Origin of the sequence: Parahaliea mediterranea, assembly GCF_017255185.1 — a bacterium.
Taxonomy (GTDB): Bacteria; Pseudomonadota; Gammaproteobacteria; order Pseudomonadales; family Halieaceae; genus JAFKCZ01.
The window spans coordinates 70,087-85,549 of the sequence record NZ_JAFKCZ010000001.1 but is presented as its reverse complement, the minus strand read 5'-3'; the positions used below and the strand labels follow the sequence as shown (position 1 = coordinate 85,549).

The following is a 15,463-nucleotide window of genomic DNA, read 5'->3' as shown; positions in this document are numbered from 1 at the left end:
CTATCACTGGCTCTTGCCGCCACGCTGGCAGGCAGCATGTCTGCACATGCCGCACCCACTCTGGAAGAGCTCGCCGCCAAACTGGAGCTGTTGGCCAGCGAAAACGCCCAACTCAAACAGCGTATCGCGGCGCTCGAAGAGGGCGCAGACACAACGGCAACGCAACAGAGTGGGCAAAAAGACGGCACCACGCCAAACCTGGGCGGGTATATCAAACTCGATCACGACTACAGCTACGCCATTCTCGACCCCACCACCAACATCAACCGCAAGCAAGAGCTGATCCTGGAAAGCAAGAGGAACGGCGGCATCGATAAAAACAGCGTGTACCTGAGCGCCGCGGTGACACCCATAGCCAACTACCAGAAGTCAACCACCGAGAGTAAATTCGGCTATTTGATGCGCCACCCCACCTCCTCCAACCAGCGCACCAAGACGGTGTCTGAGGCCGTGCTGCACTCGGCGCAAATCGCGCTGACCGCCAATCTCGGCGACTGGATCAGCGCCTACATCGAGATGCTCTACGACCCGGAACAGAGCTTCGGCGCCGGCACCATCACCGACGTCAATCGCAACCAGGTTCAGGTGCGCCGCGGCTATGTGATGCTGGGGAATTTGGACGCGTCTCCCTTCTACCTGTCCCTGGGTAAAATGGCGACACCCTTTGGCCTGACCGACACCCCCAACCCCTTCACCGCCTCCACGGTATGGCACGCCTTTGGCGGCCTTGCCTATGGCATCAACGCCGGCTACCTCAATAACGGCCTGAGTATCAAACTGATGGGGATTCAGGGCGGGGCCCAGTTTCGCGCCGCCAACGTGCCGGTCGATGGCAGCAATGTGCCCAGCAAACTGAATAACTTTGCCGCCGACATCAACTACCGTTTCCAGGTTGAGGATGACACCCAGTGGGTCGTCGGCGCCTCCTATCTCAAGGGCAGCCCCTATTGCCAGGACTACCCGGTTGTGCACTTCGAAAGCTGCGAGGAGGAAAACGGCGCCTACGATGCCTACACGCAACTGATCGGCAGTAACTGGATGGTACAGGCGGAATACGCCAAGACCGAGGAGCTGTGGCCGGGCACCTACAACCCCAGCATCCCCCAGTTTGACCCGGCCAAGGTCAGCAGCTGGGATGTGGGCGGGCGTATCAGCAGCGAATTCAATGGCTACCGCGTCGACTGGTCCGCGGATTTCAGCCGCTTCGAATCCGGTCCCGGCGGTTCGCCCTGGGAGCGGCAAGACCAATGGGTTCTGGGGGTTGCCGGCTTCCTCACGCCATCCACCAAACTGTTTGCGGAGCTGATCAGGACCGAGGGCTATGTACCGCTCAACTTTATCAGCGGCGGCAACGTGCCCGATGGCCAGACCCACAGCGACGCCGACGCGGACTCCAACATCCTGATGCTGGGAATCAACGCCGCTTTCTAGGCCCCGGCGGGCTGTTGAAAAATAGCCCGCCCGCAGCGCGCGGCACCGCCTCTCAAGCCGGTGCCGCCGTTTACCTGCCGGCGAGCACTCCCCGCCGCCGGCATGCCACACCTGGCCGCTAAGCCGGCTGGCCAGCCTCCGCCATCATGTCCAGCAGCTCCCCGGTCTTCGCCTGCATTAACGCCCGGTCGCCGCGGCTCTCCACATTCAGGCGCACCACCGGCTCGGTGTTGGACATACGCAGGTTGAAACGCCAGTCACCGAAGCTCATGCTGAGACCGTCGATTTTCTCGATACTCTCGGCGACTCCGGCGTAGCGAGCCTCCACCTTCGCCAGCACCGCCGCCGGATCGTCGATGGTGCGGTTGATCTCGCCGCTGCAGGGGTAGGCCGCCACGCGCTCGGCGACCATCGCGGCCAGTGACTGGCCGCGACTCGACATCAGCCCGGTTACCAGTAGCCAGGGAATCATGCCGCTATCGCAGTAGGCAAAGTCGCGGAAATAGTGGTGGGCGCTCATTTCGCCGCCGTACACCGCGTTCTCCAGCCGCATGCGTTCCTTGATGAAGGCGTGGCCGGTCTTGCTCTGGATTGCTCGCCCGCCCAGCGCCTCGGTGATGGCCACGGTATTCCAGGTCAGCCGGGGATCGTGGACGATGCCCGCTCCCGGTTCGCGCTTGAGGAAGGACTCCGCCAGCAGGCCCACCAGGTAGTAACCCTCGACGAAATCGCCCCGCTCGTCGAAGAAAAAGCAGCGATCGAAGTCGCCGTCCCAGGCGATGCCCAGGTCGGCGCCGTGCTCGCGCACCGCGGCGATGGTGGCGGCGCGGTTCTCCTCCAGCAGCGGGTTGGGCACGCCGTTGGGAAAGTTGCCGTCGGGCTCGTGGTGCAGCTTGATGAATTCGAAGGGCAGGTGCGGCTCCAGCAGGTCGACGATGCGGCCGGCGCCGCCGTTGCCCGCGTCCACCACGATTTTCAAGGGCTTCAGCGACGGCGGGTCGACATAGCCCAGCAGGTGTTCGATATAGGCCTGGTCGGTATCGAGCGCGTGGCGCTGGCCCGGCCTGGCCGCCGGTGTAAAGCTGCCTTGCGCCGCCAGGTCGCGGATATCGAACAGGCCGGTATCACCGGAGATCGGCCGCGATCCCTCGCGCACGAACTTCATGCCGTTGTAGTCCTTGGGGTTGTGGCTGGCGGTGACCGCGATACCCCCGTCCATCCCCGCGTGGGAGGTGGCGAAGTAAATTTCCTCGGTACCGCTCTGGCCGATGTCGTAGACATCCACCCCCTGTTCCAGAAGGCCCTCGGTCAACGCCGCCTTGATCGACTCGCTGGTGAGACGGATGTCGTGCCCCACCACCACCTTGCGCGGCTTCACCACCTCGGCGTAGGCGCGACCAATACGGCGGGCGATATCCTCGTTGAGCTGGTCCGGGATACGGCCGCGGACATCGTAGGCCTTGAAGCAGGTTAACTCAGCCACGGAACCCCCTAGTCTTGCTGGTAGATGTTTTCATACACGAAATTGGTGGCTTCCACGAAGCCCGGCACGCTGCCGCAGTCGAAGCGCCGCCCCTTGAACTGGTAGGCCATCACGCAGCCCTTGCGGGCCTGGGTCTGCAGGGCGTCGGTGAGCTGCACCTCGCCGTTGGCGCCGGGGGGCGTTTCGCGGATGATGTCGAAAATATCCGGCGTGAGGATATAGCGGCCAATGATCGCCAGGTTGGAGGGCGCCTTGTCGGGATCGGGCTTTTCCACCATTTCGTCGACGCGGAAGATACCGTCCTTGAGACTCTCGCCGGCAATGACCCCGTACTTGTGCACATCCTCCCGGGGCACCTCCTGGATGGCCACGATGGAACAGCGAAACTGGTTGTACAGCTCCGCCATCTGGCTGAGCACGCCCATGCCGTCGTTGAGGCAAAGGTCGTCCGACAGCACCACGCCGAAGGGCTCGTTGCCGACCAGCACCTCGCCGGTGAGGATGGCGTGGCCGAGACCCAGCATCTCGCGCTGGCGCACCATGGTGAACACCCCCTTCTCCAGCACGTCGCGGATACTCTCCAGGTACTTTTCCTTGCCGGTTCCCGAGATCTGCTGCTCCAGCTCAAAGCTGATATCGAAATGGTCGGCAATGGCGCGCTTGCCGCGCCCGGTCACCAGGGCGCAGGTGGTCATGCCCGCCTCAATGGCCTCCTCCACGCCGTACTGCACCAGCGGCTTGTTGACGATCGGCAACATTTCCTTGGGCATGCTCTTGGTGGCGGGCAAAAACCGCGTGCCGTAACCGGCAACCGGGAACAGGCATTTCTTGATCATGTGTCGATCTCCTCGCTGTGGCCGGAAGGTTGTTCGCCCCGGCCGTAGACGTCTTCAAATCTGACAATGTCATCCTCGCCCAGATAGGTGCCCGACTGCACCTCGATCAACTCCAGGGGAATGCGCCCGGGGTTGGCGAGCCGGTGCTTGTGGCCCAGCGGGATGTAGGTCGACTCGTCCTCCGCCAGCATGAAGACCCGGTCCTCGCAGGTGACTTCCGCCGTGCCGCTGACCACGACCCAGTGCTCGGCGCGGTGGTGGTGCATTTGCAGGGACAGTTTTTGCCCGGGGTTGACGATGATGCGCTTGACCTGGAAGCGCTCGGCGCACACCAGGGTTTCGTAGGAGCCCCAGGGGCGGTAGACGCGGGCGTGCAGCTCCGCCTCGGGACGGCTTTGCGCCTTGAGCGCGTTCACCAGGCGCTTCACGTCCTGCACCTTGTTGCGGTCCGCCACCAATACCGCGTCGGCGGTTTCCACCACCACCAGATCGGACACCCCGGTGGCGGCCACCAGGCGGGATTCGCTGCGCAGGTAGCTGCCCGTGCAGTTGTCCAGCAGCACGTCACCGGCAACGACATTGCCGCTCTCATCGCGCTCGGCGACCTCCCACAGCGCCGACCAGGCCCCGATATCCGACCAGCCGCAGTCCAGGGCCGCCACGCCGCCCAGCGCGGTGTGCTCCATTACCGCATAGTCGATACTGTCGGCGGGACAGGCGCGAAAAGCCTCCGCGTCCGGACGCACGAAATCCATGTCGCTGGCGGCGCCGGCCATGGCTTCGCGACAGGCCGCCATCATCGCCGGCGCCTGCGCCTCGAGCTGCTCCAGGTAGGTGGCGGCGCGCATCAGGAACATGCCGCTGTTCCACAGGAAATCGCCGCTATCCAGGTAACCCTGCGCGGTATCACTATCGGGCTTTTCCACGAACTGCTCCAGCTCGAACACCCCCGTCGACAATTCGCTGCCACAGCGGATATAGCCGTAGCCGGTCTCGGCCCGGTCCGGCACCACGCCGAAGGTCATCAGGCGCCCCGATTGCGCCAGCGGCAGGGCGCGGGCCACCGCCTCGGCAAAGGCATCCACTTGCTGTATCAAATGGTCCGCCGGCAGCACCAGCATCACCGCCTCGGGGTCGGTGGCCTGCAGTTGCAGGGCCGCCAATGCCACCGCCGGCGCGGTGTTGCGCCCCGCCGGCTCCAGGATCAGGGCGGCGGGCTCGGCGCCGACCTGCCGCAACTGCTCGGCGACCATGAAACGGTGATCCTCGTTGCACACCACCACCGGCGGCGCCGCCTCCAGCCCCCGGGTGCGCCGCAGGGTCTCCTGCAGCATCGACAGCTCCCCCGCCAGGGGCAACAGTTGCTTGGGGTGGAGTTCGCGGGATACGGGCCACAGGCGGCTGCCGACGCCGCCGGACAATAGAACTGGAACTAGCATAGTTTGCCTTTGTCAGGTGGATACATTCCCCGGCCGTCCTCGCAACACCACGACACCCCTTTGCGGCACTCCCGACCGGGAGCCTTGCAAGGATTGCGCCGATTCGGGCCAACGGCTGGACAGTGTAGCCGATCGCCCCACGCCAGGGCCACCGACGCCCCCACCGCCCACGCTGGACTTGTGTGGCTCAGGCATTAGAATGGGCATCGCAATAACCCGGCGCCGCCGGCTACCCTGCCCCAAACCGGGGCGCCCAACCCCAATCCAGGGCACGATCGGAAACCCTATGACCGGAAAACACGCATACGCCAAAGAGGAACTGGTCGCCTGCGGCCTGGGAGAACTCTTCGGCCCCGGCAACGCGCAATTGCCAACGGACAAGATGCTGATGCTCGATCGCATCAGCCACATCAGCTCGGAAGGCGGAAAATACGGCAAGGGCGAGATCGTCGCCGAGCTGGACATCCACCCCGACCTCTGGTTCTTCGAATGCCACTTCCCCGGCGACCCGGTAATGCCCGGCTGCCTGGGCCTGGACGCCATGTGGCAGCTGGTGGGCTTTTTCCTGGGCTGGCGCGGCAACCCCGGCCGCGGCCGCGCCCTGGGCTCCGGCGAGGTGAAATTCACCGGCCAGATCCTGCCCAGCGCGCACAAGGTGGTCTATAACATTCACATGAAACGGGTGATCGAGCGCAAGCTGATCATGGGCATTGCCGATGGCACAGTGTCCGTCGACGGTCGCGAAATCTACACCGCCGCCGACCTGCGGGTAGGCCTGTTCAGTTCCACGGAGTCTTTTTAGGCATATGACCAGACGAGTAGTAGTCACCGGCCTGGGTATCGTTTCCTGCCTGGGCAACGATGCGAAGTCAGTCACCGAAGCACTGTACGAGGGCCGTTCCGGCATCGGCCTGCGCCAGGAGCAGATCGACATGGGCATGCGCTCCCACATAGCCGGAGCGCCGAACATCGATGTCAGCGAGCACATCGACCGCAAGCAACTGCGCTTCATGGCCGACGCCGCGGCTTTCGCCTATATCTCCATGCAACAGGCGATCGCCGATTCGGGCCTGGCCGAAAGCGACATCTCCAACGAGCGCACCGGCATCATCGCCGGCTCCGGCGGCGCCTCTTCCGCCAGCCAGACCGAAGCGGCGGACATCCTGCGCGAACGCGGCCTGCGCCGCGTGGGCCCCTACCGCGTGACCCAGACCATGGGCTCCACGGTGTCGGCCTGCCTGGCCACGCCCTTCAAGATCAAGGGCGTCAATTACTCCATCTCCTCCGCCTGTTCCACCAGCGCCCACTGCATCGGCAACGCGATGGAGCAGATCCAGATGGGCAAGCAGGACGTGGTGTTCGCCGGCGGCGGCGAGGAACTGCACTGGACCCTGAGCAGCCTGTTCGACGCCATGGGCGCCCTCTCCACCAAGTACAACGACACGCCGGAGCGCGCCTCGCGCGCCTACGACGCCAACCGCGACGGTTTCGTGATCGCCGGCGGCGGCGGCATGCTGGTACTGGAGGAGCTGGAACACGCGAAAGCCCGCGGCGCGAAGATCTACGCGGAGCTGGTGGGCTACGGCGCGACCTCCGACGGCTATGACATGGTGGCCCCCTCGGGCGAGGGCGCGATCCGCTGCATGCGCCAGGCGCTGGCGACGGTGGACGGCGCGGTGGACTATATCAACGCCCACGGCACCTCGACCCCGGCTGGCGACATCCAGGAACTGAAGGCGGTGCGCACGGCCTACGAGGACCGCGACCACATTCCGGTGATCGGCTCGACCAAGTCGCTGTCGGGCCACTCGCTGGGCGCGGCGGGCGTGCAGGAGGCGATCTATTCGCTGCTGATGCAGCAGGCCGGGTTTATCGCCGCCTCGGCCAATATCGAGAACCTGGACCCGGAAGCCGAGGGCCTGCCCATCGCCGTGACGCGCCACGACAATGTGGACCTGCAGCGGGTGATGTCCAACAGCTTCGGCTTTGGCGGCACCAATGCGTCGCTGGTGTTCCAGAAATACGCGGATTGACCAAGAGCCCTCCGGGGCAACAATCCCGGGGCCGCGACGGCCTGTGAACCTGCGGGGGTAGAACGCATTCGCCCCCTGCGCCAGCGGAATGAATGACCCGAAAAGAGGGGCCCGCTGTCCGCCCTACAGGGGGAAAGACGCTATCCCGTGTAGGGTCGAATTCATTCGACCGGCCCCCGGCTCTATGCCAACGAGTCCAGAAGCAGAACCTCCACCAGGTCACCCTCACACACGGTAGCCCCCACCGGCACCACCGCCAGCGCATCGCTGAAACACACCGAGCTCAACACCCCGGAACTCTGGTTGGCAAAACGCCGCGCCACCAGGGAATCGCCCTGCCGTTCCAGGCTCACCCGCAAGTAGTCCTGCCGCGTACCCGGCCGCGCGACACTGAAGCCCGCCCGCACCGGGATTGCAAGTGGCTCCCAATCGCTCGCCCCCTGGGACTTCAGCAGGAAAGGCCGGGCCAGCAGGCAAAACGTCACGAAACTCGAGGTGGGATTACCCGGCAGGCCGATAAACGGCGTGCCGCGCACATGGCCGAAGGCCAGGGGCTTGCCCGGCTTGATCGCCAGGCGCCACAGGGTCAGTTCGCCCAGGCGCTCCACCTGGGCGCGGACATGGTCCTCCTCGCCCACCGACACACCGCCCGAGGAAATAATACAGTCCGCCTCCCCCGCCAGGCGCTCGAAGGCCGCGCCAGTGGCGGGGCCATCGTCGGGCAGGATACCGCCGTCGATCACCTGCATGCCCAGCCCCTCGAGCAGGGCCGCCAGCATATAGCGGTTGGAGTTGAACAGCTGGCCGGGGCGCAGGGCGGCGCCGTCTTCAGGCTCAACCAACTCGTCGCCGGTGGAGACCACAGCCACCTTCAGCGGACGATAGATGGCGACAGAAGCGGCCCCTACCGAGGCGAGTAGGCCCAGATCCTGGGGCTTGAGCCGACGTCCCGCGCGCAGCACCGTGGAGCCCGCGGCGAGGTCCTGGCCGCGGGGCCGGATATGGTCGCCGGGCGCGGGGGTCGCCTCAATGACCAGCTGGCCCCCCTCCTCCCGGCAGTCCTCCTGCATCACCACCGTATCGGCCCCCGCTGGAATCGGCGCGCCGGTAAATATCCGCGCCGCGGTACCGGGCGCGAGGGGCTCCGGCGCCGTGCCGGCCGGGATGCGCTGGGACACAGACAGCGGCCGGCTCGCATCGGCGGCGCGCAGGGCGTAACCGTCCATCGCGCTATTGTCCTGTGCCGGCACGTCGATGGTGGCGACCACATCCTCCGCCAGGATAGCGCCCAGGGCCTCGCCGAGGGCCACGCCCCGGACGGCGGGGGCGGCGGGAGCGTGCCCCAGCATGGCCGCCAGCGCTTCCGTCACCGGCAACAGCGGGCTCACGAAGCCCCCGCGCTCACCTTGAGCACACCGACAAAATTGCAGGGTTTGTGGGCGCCGTCGAGCTGCTCGCGGATCAGGCCGTTCCAGGCGGTACGGCAGGCGCCGGTGGAACCGGGCATGCAGAAGATAACGGTATTGTTGGCAAAGCCCGCCAGCGCCCGCGACTGGATAGTGGAGGAGCCGATTTCATCGTAGGACAGCGCGCGGAACACCTCGCCAAAGCCGTCGATGGCCTTGTCGAACAGGGGCGCAACCGCCTCGGGGGTGGAGTCGCGGCCGGAAAAGCCGGTCCCCCCCGTCACCAGCACGGCATTGATATCACTGTCGGCAATCCAGGCCGACAGCACCGCCCGAATCTGGTAAATATCGTCCCGGACGATCACCCGGTCCAGGGCGCGATGGCCGCTCTCGACCAAGGCCTCGGCCAGGAACTGCCCCGAGGTGTCGTTGCCCTGGGTGCGCGTATCGGAAACGGTGAGGACCGCCACCCCCAGGGAGGCGGCCGCATCCGCGTGCTGTGACATGGCTAGTGCTCCGAATTCTGTAACTGCTCGAAATACAACTTTACCGTATCCGCGACATAGCCGCGCCACGGCACCTGCTTGATGGCAAAAGTATTGCGCAGGCGATTGCAGTCAAGCCGGCGGCTGAGCTTGTGACCGGCCTCCCGCTCCCGCAGCGCCACGGCCCCCGGGCCGAACTCCTGGAACTGGGAGGCCGAGGCCAGCAACACCTCGGCAAACTCGTAGCAATTGGTGGCGTCCGCGCTGCAGTAGTGAAAATTCCCCCGCGCTTCGGCGCCGGCACCCAGCTGGTCGAGCATGCCCGACACCACGCGCGCGGCATCGGGGGCGGCCACCGGGCAGCCCCGCAAGCCGGTGTCGAGACCGAGCTCCCCGCCCTGCATCAGCTGATCCAGCATGTGGGTGAGAATATTGCGGCCGCGGTGCGCGAACACCGGCCCCAGGCGCAGAATGACATGGTTCTCGCAACGCTCGCGCACCAGCTCCTCGCTGCGCCGCAGCATCCCGCCCACGGTCTCCTCGCTGTCCGGCTCGTCCTGCTCGTTGTAGGGCCGCTCCTGGTCACCGGCGAAGACGCGCGCGCTAGAGAGCAACAGGTAGGCGGCCTCGCTGCGCTGGCAGACCTTGGCCAGCCACAGGCAGCGGTCGACATCCAGGTCGAACAGCTGCTCGCCGCTGTCCACGGCGCCCTGGATGCGGGCGTCGACAATGATGTCCGGGCGGGCGCGACGCACGGCTTTCTTGGCGTGGCGCTCGCTCTTCCAGCGACTGGCGGAAAAACTCACCGTCTCCAGCTCGTGGCGCCCCCAGCGCTGCAAGTGGCTTTCCAGGGCCAGCCCCAGGGATGTATCCGCCCCTATGAGTAATACGCGCACCAGAATCTATCCGTTGAGCCATCGGGAGGCTGTTTGCAAAATTGAATCCCGCTGTGATGGGTGGGTACTCGCCAGGCGAGCGCAAGAGACCGCGGGCATTTTTTCGCCCACTGCCGACAGATTCTATACAATGTCCATTTTCATGTTAAGTTCCGCCCCCTCCTCGAGGGGCAGGTCACCGCGACGCGATAGTGGCCGGGCGGAGAATTGAATGGGATATTTCATGTTTTCGCAACAGGTTACAGACGGGCTCGGCACCTGGGCCACACATTACCGCGAGGCGCGGCCCTTTCCGCACGTGGTTATCGACGATTTTTTCAGCGAGGATGCCGCCGAACGCCTGTTGTCGGAATTCCCGCCCTTCGATGAAGAACTGGCCCGGGGCGATATGGGCAAGGTCGGCCCCAAGGCGGTCAACAAGAAGATGCGCGCCATCAGCCCCTTTTACAACCAGTTTTGCGACTTTCTCGTGTCCCGGGACTTTATCGGTGCCATCGAGAAAATCACCGGCATCGACGACCTTATCTCCCTGCCCGACGAAACCGGCGGCACCCACGAAAGCCGCAGCGGAGCCACCCTCGCGCCCCACATCGATTACAACTACTTCGGTGAAAACCCGCCCCTGCACCGGCGCCTGAACGTGCTGTTCTACCTGAACAAGGAGTGGGACAGCGCCTGGGGCGGCAACCTGGAGCTGCACTCCAATCCGCGCGACTGGTCGCAAAACCAGACCGTGAGCAATGCGCCGCTGTTCAATCGCTGCATTATCATGGAAACCTCTGAGCGCTCCTGGCACGGCTATGACCCAATCCAGATTCCACCGGCATTGGGCACCAGCCGAAAATCGATCTCCATTTACCTGTTCTCTCGCAGCCGGCCCGCAAGCGAGCAGGCACCGCGTCACGCGACCTTTTATGTACAACCCCCCCTGCCGGAAAAATTCCGCGCGGGATTGACCCTGGCGCCCGAACACGAGAGAGAGCTACGGGGGTGCATTGCCAAGCGCGACAACTGGATCAACTTTTACCAGAATGAAGTGTTAAAGCACTCCGGCCGGGCAGAGAAGCAACAGCAAAAGGCGGCCTGGCTGATGGACAAGGTGGCCGAGGCCAGGGAATGCCTGGAACGGAACGACGCCGCCGGGGCCGCGAAAGTGCTGGATGGCATCAGTCTCGCCCGGGCCGAGCGGCATGCCAGTGGGGGTTTGTCGGGCAAACTCAAGGCAATCGCCCGCAAACTGAGGAGCTCCAACTAGTATGCAAATGTCCACCGCCCATCGCTTCGCCTTTCTGTGTATGCCGAAATGCGCTTCCTCCTCCATCGAAAGCGCCATAGCCGAGCACTGCAATATCAATTTCTCGGGGAACGACCGCTTCAAACACATCAACGCCCAGGACTTCCAGACCTTCGTCATGGGCTATACCCGGAAAGTACAGCGGCACCTGAGGATCACCACGTTCTGCCTGATGCGCGACCCGGTCGACTGGCTATTCAGCTGGTACCGCTACCGGCAGCGCAAGGACCTGCGGGACCCGAACCACCCATTTGCCCACAACTACACGGGCAACATGAGCTTTGACGAATTTGCCACGGCCTTCATGAGCGAGGGCGAACGCCCAACCTTCGCCAACCTGCCCACCCAGAGTGAGTTCCTGCTACTGGATAACGGCGAGATTGGCGTGGACCGGGTGTACAGCATGGACCGCCTCGACCTGGTCGCCGAATTTCTCAGCGAGCGAATCGGCAAATCCATCCAGGTGCCTCACAAGAACAAGGCGCCGAGCCTGGCCATGGAGTTGAGCCCCGACATCAGAAACGCGCTTGAGCAATCCCTGGCCCGGGATGTCGAACTCTTCCAGCAGGTGCGAGAGGCGGGCGTTCTGGAGTCGGCCTGAGTGCTGAACCCGCGACCGCGGACAGGGGCCCGGAGCGGGCACCCCACTAAGCGGCGGGGCCGGGGCGGTCGATAAGGGGGCTTGACTGGCCCGCCGCGGGCCCTCGCCATCGGGGCCCGGCGGAAGTTGGCGCTAGAAGGGAATATCGTCGTCGAAATCGGGAAAGTCCGAGGCGGGCGGGCTGCTCTGGCCACCGCCACCGGAGGGGGCTTTCTGCGGCGCTGGAGCGGGCGCGGGCGCCTGCCCGTAGTCGCCCTGGGACTGGGGCGGCGGCGGGGCGTAGCCGCCCTGGCCCTGGCCGGCACCGCGGCTGTCGAGCATCTGCATCTCGTTGGCCACGATCTCTGTGGTATAGCGGTCCTGTCCGTCCTGGCCCTGCCACTTGCGGGTGCGCAGCGAGCCCTCGACGTAGACCTTGGAGCCCTTGCGCAGGTACTCGCCGGCGATCTCCGCCAGGCGGTTGAAGAACACCACCCGGTGCCATTCGGTGCGCTCCTGGGGCTGGCCGGTCTGCTTGTCCTTCCACTGCTCGCTGGTGGCGACGTTGATATTGGTCACCGCGCCGCCGGAGGGCATGTAGCGGGTCTCGGGATCAGCGCCGAGGTTACCCACCAGGATGACTTTATTCACGCCGCGTGAAGCCATAATTGTTCCTCTGTCGTGGACTGTGCGAGAAGGGAATCGAGCGGGAGACTATATCAATCCAGCCCTGCAAATGCGACAGCATTGCGGGCCAAAGTCGGCCCGATACGGCCGTCGTCCTCAGCCGCGCAGGGCGGCCAGCAGGCCGGACGCGCGCCCCAGTAGCCGGCGCTGCCAGCGCGGCCCGGCGCGGGCGCAAGCGGCCTCCTCCAGCCCCAGCGCCCAGTCGGTGGCCTTGTAGGCCAGCCAGCGCAGGGGCTCCGGCTCCCAGCGGCGCAGCACCTGCCGCGGCAGGCCGCGATGGGCCCAGGGCGTGGCCGCCAGCGCGGAGTCGCGCTCCAACACCAGGTCCGCCAGGGTGCGGGCCATCAGGTTGGAAGCGCCCACGCCCTCGCCGAGGTAGCCCCCGGCGGTACCGAATCCGCTCGCCGGATCATACACCGCGTGCGGGCAGCCCCCACGCGGTATCCCCAGGGTGCCGCCCCAGCAGTGGGTGACATCGACGTCGGCCAGTTGCGGCAGGCAGGCCAGCATCAGCCGGCGGATAGCGGCGAAGGCCGCGCCGTCGCCGCGGAAGTCGCTGCGCGAACGACCGCCGAAGCGGTAGCTACCGCGGGAGCCGAACACCAGGCGGTCATCGGCGCTGCGCTGGGCGTAGGTGATCAACGGGCTGGCGTCGGAGAACACTTCCCGCCGCGCCAGGCCGATTTCGCGCCAGCGGGCCTCGTCCAGCGGCTCGGTGGCCAGCACCCGGCTCTGCACCGGCAGTACGTGCCGGCGCTGGGCGGCCAGCCCCTCGCTGAAACCCTCCACCGCCATCAGCCGCACCGGCGCGACGACCCGCCCTTGGTCGGTGACCAGCGCCCCTGGCTCGCAGGCGGTGACACGGGTTTGCTCGTACACGTCCACCCCCAGCCGCGTCACGCAGTCGGCGAGCCCCCGAGCCAGCCGCGCCGGCTGAATACGGGCGATGTGCGGGGTGTAGACCGCGCCCAGGGGCCGCCGGATACGCAATCTTGCCGCCAGCGCGTCCGCGTCCAGCCAGCGGTAGTCCGCCTCGCCGTAGCCCAACACCTGGCGCGCGGCCAGCTCCGCCCGCTGGGCGGCCAGCTGCTCCGGGTAGCGGGCCGCGGCGAACAGGCCGCCGCCGCGGTGAAAATCGCACTCCAGGCCCTCGCGATCGAGCACTCGCGCGACCTCCGGGAGAATACCGAGGATCGCCTCCCTGGCCTGACGCCGGCGCTCGCCATCGATACCCCCCAGCAGGGCCCGCTCGCCCTCGAGGGCCGCCATCAGCCAGCCGCCGTTGCGGCCGGAGGCGCCAAATCCGCAAACCCGAGCCTCGAGTACGCACAGGGCGAGGTCGGGCTGCAGGGTTTTCAGGTAATACGCTGTCCACAAGCCGGTGTAGCCGCCGCCGACGATGGCCACATCGTAGCGGCGGTCACCGGGCAGGGGCGCGCGGGGCGCGGCGCGAGGCAGGGCCTCCATCCACAGGCTGATATCGGGGAAGCGTTCGCGTCCCGGCCAGTTCACGGGCGGGACAGTTCGCCCCCGGCGGCCGCATCCGCCACTGAGGCCAGGCGCGGCAGGGCCAGCAACAGCCAGGCGACCACCAGGCCCAGGCAGGTCAGCAGCAGGACCGAGCCACCGTAGCGCTGGACGATGAGACCGCCGACGGCGCCACCGGCGAAAGCGCCCAGGAACTGGCAGGTGGAATAAATCCCCATTGCCGTACCCCGGCCCCCGGCGAATACCGCCTTGCTGACCAGCGACGGCAGCGTGGCCTCAAGGTAATTGAAGCCCACGAAAAACAGCCACAGTCCGGCGCAGATCGCCAGGGGCCGGGGCAGCTCGGCCAAGAGGCCCAGGGCGAGCAGCAGCAAACCGATTCCAGTGGCGAAGGCCTGCCGCGGGCGGCCGCCGCGCTCGGCCCGGCGCATCAGCACCACCACCCCCAGCAGCGACAGCAGGACCGCCGCCAGGTAGGCCTCCCAATGCCGCTCCCGCGGCAGCCCCAGGCCGCTTTCCAGCAGGCCCGGAATCACCAGGAAGCTGGCGGTCAACACGAAGTGCAGCACGAACACCCCCGCGTTGAGGCGCAGCAATTCCGGTTCCCCCAGGCTGCGCCGCAGGCTCCCGGAGACGGGCTCTTCGCGCGCCGCAGCCGCCGCGCCCGGGCCGGGAATCAGCCCCAGGACGATGACAATGCCCAACAGGGCCAGGGCGACGGTCAGCAAGAACACCGCCGACAGACCGCCCCAGGCGGCCACCAGGGGCCCCAAAATCAATGCCAGGGTAAAGGCCAGGCCGATGCTGGCGCCCACAATGGCCATGGCCTTGGTGCGCTGCTCGTCCCGGGTCAGGTCCGCCACCAGCGCCATGACGGTGCCGGCGATGGCGCCGGCCCCCTGCAGCGCGCGGCCGGCGATCACCCCCTGCACCGAATCCGCCAGGCCCGCCACCAGGCTGCCGAGGGCGAACAACAGCAGCCCGCCGACAATCACCGGCTTGCGGCCCACGCGATCCGACAGCCAGCCCAGGGGAATCTGCAACAGGGCCTGGCTGAGGCCGTAAATCCCCAGGGCGAGACCAATCAGCGCCGGCGTGGCGCCTTCCAGGTCGGTGGCGTAGAGCGCCAGCAGCGGCAAAACCATGAACAGCCCCAGCATGCGGAAGCTGTACAACAGGGCGAGCGCGGATACGGCGCGCCGCTCGAGGGCGTTCATCGGGTGCTCGGTAATCACGGGGTTTCGTCTGAAAAAATGCCGCCCTATGGTACCAGTTTCACCGGCGCGGGACATCCGTGCGCGAGTCGCGCAAGTTTACGTGGCGCAATGCTTTGCGCCCTGAAGGAGCCAAATTCATTCTCTCCCTGTAGGGCCGAATTCATTCGGCCACACTGGCACGCCCAGCC

General features: G+C 66.0%; 14 protein-coding genes. 5 read left to right on the top strand and 9 right to left on the bottom strand.

What is annotated here, in order from left to right; all coding sequences use genetic code 11:
* Positions 1 to 36: 36 nt before the first annotated feature.
* The gene (locus tag JYP50_RS00415; protein ID WP_206558479.1) at positions 37 to 1,431 is read left to right on the top strand and encodes a hypothetical protein; all 1,395 of its coding nucleotides are present in this window, start codon (positions 37 to 39) and stop codon (positions 1,429 to 1,431) included.
* A 118-nt stretch (positions 1,432 to 1,549) separates the two neighbouring features.
* Here the strand turns inward: JYP50_RS00415 and JYP50_RS00410 are convergent, their stop codons facing one another.
* The 3 genes from JYP50_RS00410 to JYP50_RS00400 are packed head-to-tail and all read right to left on the bottom strand — an operon-like array spanning position 1,550 to position 5,189.
* Entirely contained in the window at positions 1,550 to 2,914 is a 1,365-nt protein-coding gene (locus tag JYP50_RS00410) for a phosphomannomutase (protein WP_206558478.1), read from the bottom strand.
* An 8-nt stretch (positions 2,915 to 2,922) separates the two neighbouring features.
* Entirely contained in the window at positions 2,923 to 3,750 is an 828-nt protein-coding gene (gene galU / locus JYP50_RS00405) for a UTP--glucose-1-phosphate uridylyltransferase GalU (RefSeq protein ID WP_206558477.1), read from the bottom strand.
* Entirely contained in the window at positions 3,747 to 5,189 is a 1,443-nt protein-coding gene (locus JYP50_RS00400) for a mannose-1-phosphate guanylyltransferase/mannose-6-phosphate isomerase (RefSeq protein WP_206558476.1), read from the bottom strand. Before JYP50_RS00400 ends, galU begins: the two co-directional genes overlap by 4 nt.
* Positions 5,190 to 5,475: 286 nt before the next feature.
* Between JYP50_RS00400 and fabA the strand changes: the two genes are divergently transcribed.
* Both fabA and fabB read left to right on the top strand, forming a co-directional pair.
* Positions 5,476 to 5,991: a 3-hydroxyacyl-[acyl-carrier-protein] dehydratase FabA gene (gene fabA / locus JYP50_RS00395; protein WP_206558475.1), complete on the top strand. Its 516-nt coding sequence runs from the start codon at positions 5,476 to 5,478 to the stop codon at positions 5,989 to 5,991.
* 4 nt (positions 5,992 to 5,995) lie between these two features.
* Positions 5,996 to 7,222, top strand: coding sequence for a beta-ketoacyl-ACP synthase I (gene fabB / locus JYP50_RS00390; RefSeq protein ID WP_206558474.1), 1,227 nt, complete (start codon positions 5,996 to 5,998; stop codon positions 7,220 to 7,222).
* A 182-nt stretch (positions 7,223 to 7,404) separates the two neighbouring features.
* Here the strand turns inward: fabB and JYP50_RS00385 are convergent, their stop codons facing one another.
* Genes JYP50_RS00385 through JYP50_RS00375 form a run of 3 tightly spaced genes read right to left on the bottom strand, consistent with a single transcriptional unit; the run spans position 7,405 to position 10,009 of the window.
* Positions 7,405 to 8,610 carry a molybdopterin molybdotransferase MoeA gene (locus JYP50_RS00385; protein ID WP_347136697.1) on the bottom strand — a complete coding sequence of 402 codons (1,206 nt, stop codon included), beginning with the start codon at positions 8,608 to 8,610 and terminating at the stop codon, positions 7,405 to 7,407.
* The gene (gene moaB, locus JYP50_RS00380) at positions 8,607 to 9,134 is read right to left on the bottom strand and encodes a molybdenum cofactor biosynthesis protein B (protein WP_206558473.1); all 528 of its coding nucleotides are present in this window, start codon (positions 9,132 to 9,134) and stop codon (positions 8,607 to 8,609) included. Before moaB ends, JYP50_RS00385 begins: the two co-directional genes overlap by 4 nt.
* Before the next feature lie 2 nt (positions 9,135 to 9,136).
* The gene (locus tag JYP50_RS00375; protein WP_206558472.1) at positions 9,137 to 10,009 is read right to left on the bottom strand and encodes a sugar nucleotide-binding protein; all 873 of its coding nucleotides are present in this window, start codon (positions 10,007 to 10,009) and stop codon (positions 9,137 to 9,139) included.
* A 211-nt stretch (positions 10,010 to 10,220) separates the two neighbouring features.
* On the opposite strand from JYP50_RS00375, the gene JYP50_RS00370 reads away from it, so the two are divergent.
* Both JYP50_RS00370 and JYP50_RS00365 read left to right on the top strand, forming a co-directional pair.
* Positions 10,221 to 11,264, top strand: a complete 1,044-nt coding sequence (locus JYP50_RS00370; protein ID WP_206558471.1) for a 2OG-Fe(II) oxygenase — start codon at positions 10,221 to 10,223, stop codon at positions 11,262 to 11,264.
* 1 nt (position 11,265) lies between these two features.
* Positions 11,266 to 11,904, top strand: a complete 639-nt coding sequence (locus JYP50_RS00365; protein WP_206558470.1) for a sulfotransferase family 2 domain-containing protein — start codon at positions 11,266 to 11,268, stop codon at positions 11,902 to 11,904.
* Positions 11,905 to 12,036: 132 nt separating this feature from the next.
* Here JYP50_RS00365 and ssb read toward each other — a convergent pair whose 3' ends face one another.
* From ssb to JYP50_RS00350, 3 genes are all read right to left on the bottom strand, one after another.
* Entirely contained in the window at positions 12,037 to 12,549 is a 513-nt protein-coding gene (gene ssb / locus JYP50_RS00360) for a single-stranded DNA-binding protein (RefSeq protein WP_206558469.1), read from the bottom strand.
* 117 nt (positions 12,550 to 12,666) lie between these two features.
* Entirely contained in the window at positions 12,667 to 14,082 is a 1,416-nt protein-coding gene (locus JYP50_RS00355) for an FAD-dependent oxidoreductase (protein WP_206558468.1), read from the bottom strand.
* Positions 14,079 to 15,293 carry an MFS transporter gene (locus JYP50_RS00350; protein ID WP_347136696.1) on the bottom strand — a complete coding sequence of 405 codons (1,215 nt, stop codon included), beginning with the start codon at positions 15,291 to 15,293 and terminating at the stop codon, positions 14,079 to 14,081. Before JYP50_RS00350 ends, JYP50_RS00355 begins: the two co-directional genes overlap by 4 nt.
* Between the last annotated feature and the right edge of the window lie 170 nt (positions 15,294 to 15,463).

Excerpts from the sequence above, each read along its gene's own strand:
- JYP50_RS00370 (WP_206558471.1), top strand. The coding sequence starts at position 10,221 with ATGGGATATTTCATGTTTTCGCAACAGGTTACAGACGGGCTCGGCACC.
- ssb (WP_206558469.1), bottom strand. The coding sequence starts at position 12,549 with ATGGCTTCACGCGGCGTGAATAAAGTCATCCTGGTGGGTAACCTCGGC.
- fabA (WP_206558475.1), top strand. The coding sequence starts at position 5,476 with ATGACCGGAAAACACGCATACGCCAAAGAGGAACTGGTCGCCTGCGGC.
- JYP50_RS00365 (WP_206558470.1), top strand. The coding sequence starts at position 11,266 with ATGCAAATGTCCACCGCCCATCGCTTCGCCTTTCTGTGTATGCCGAAA.
- moaB (WP_206558473.1), bottom strand. The coding sequence starts at position 9,134 with ATGTCACAGCACGCGGATGCGGCCGCCTCCCTGGGGGTGGCGGTCCTC.
- JYP50_RS00415 (WP_206558479.1), top strand. The coding sequence starts at position 37 with ATGTCTGCACATGCCGCACCCACTCTGGAAGAGCTCGCCGCCAAACTG.
- JYP50_RS00400 (WP_206558476.1), bottom strand. The coding sequence starts at position 5,189 with ATGCTAGTTCCAGTTCTATTGTCCGGCGGCGTCGGCAGCCGCCTGTGG.
- fabB (WP_206558474.1), top strand. The coding sequence starts at position 5,996 with ATGACCAGACGAGTAGTAGTCACCGGCCTGGGTATCGTTTCCTGCCTG.
- galU (WP_206558477.1), bottom strand. The coding sequence starts at position 3,750 with ATGATCAAGAAATGCCTGTTCCCGGTTGCCGGTTACGGCACGCGGTTT.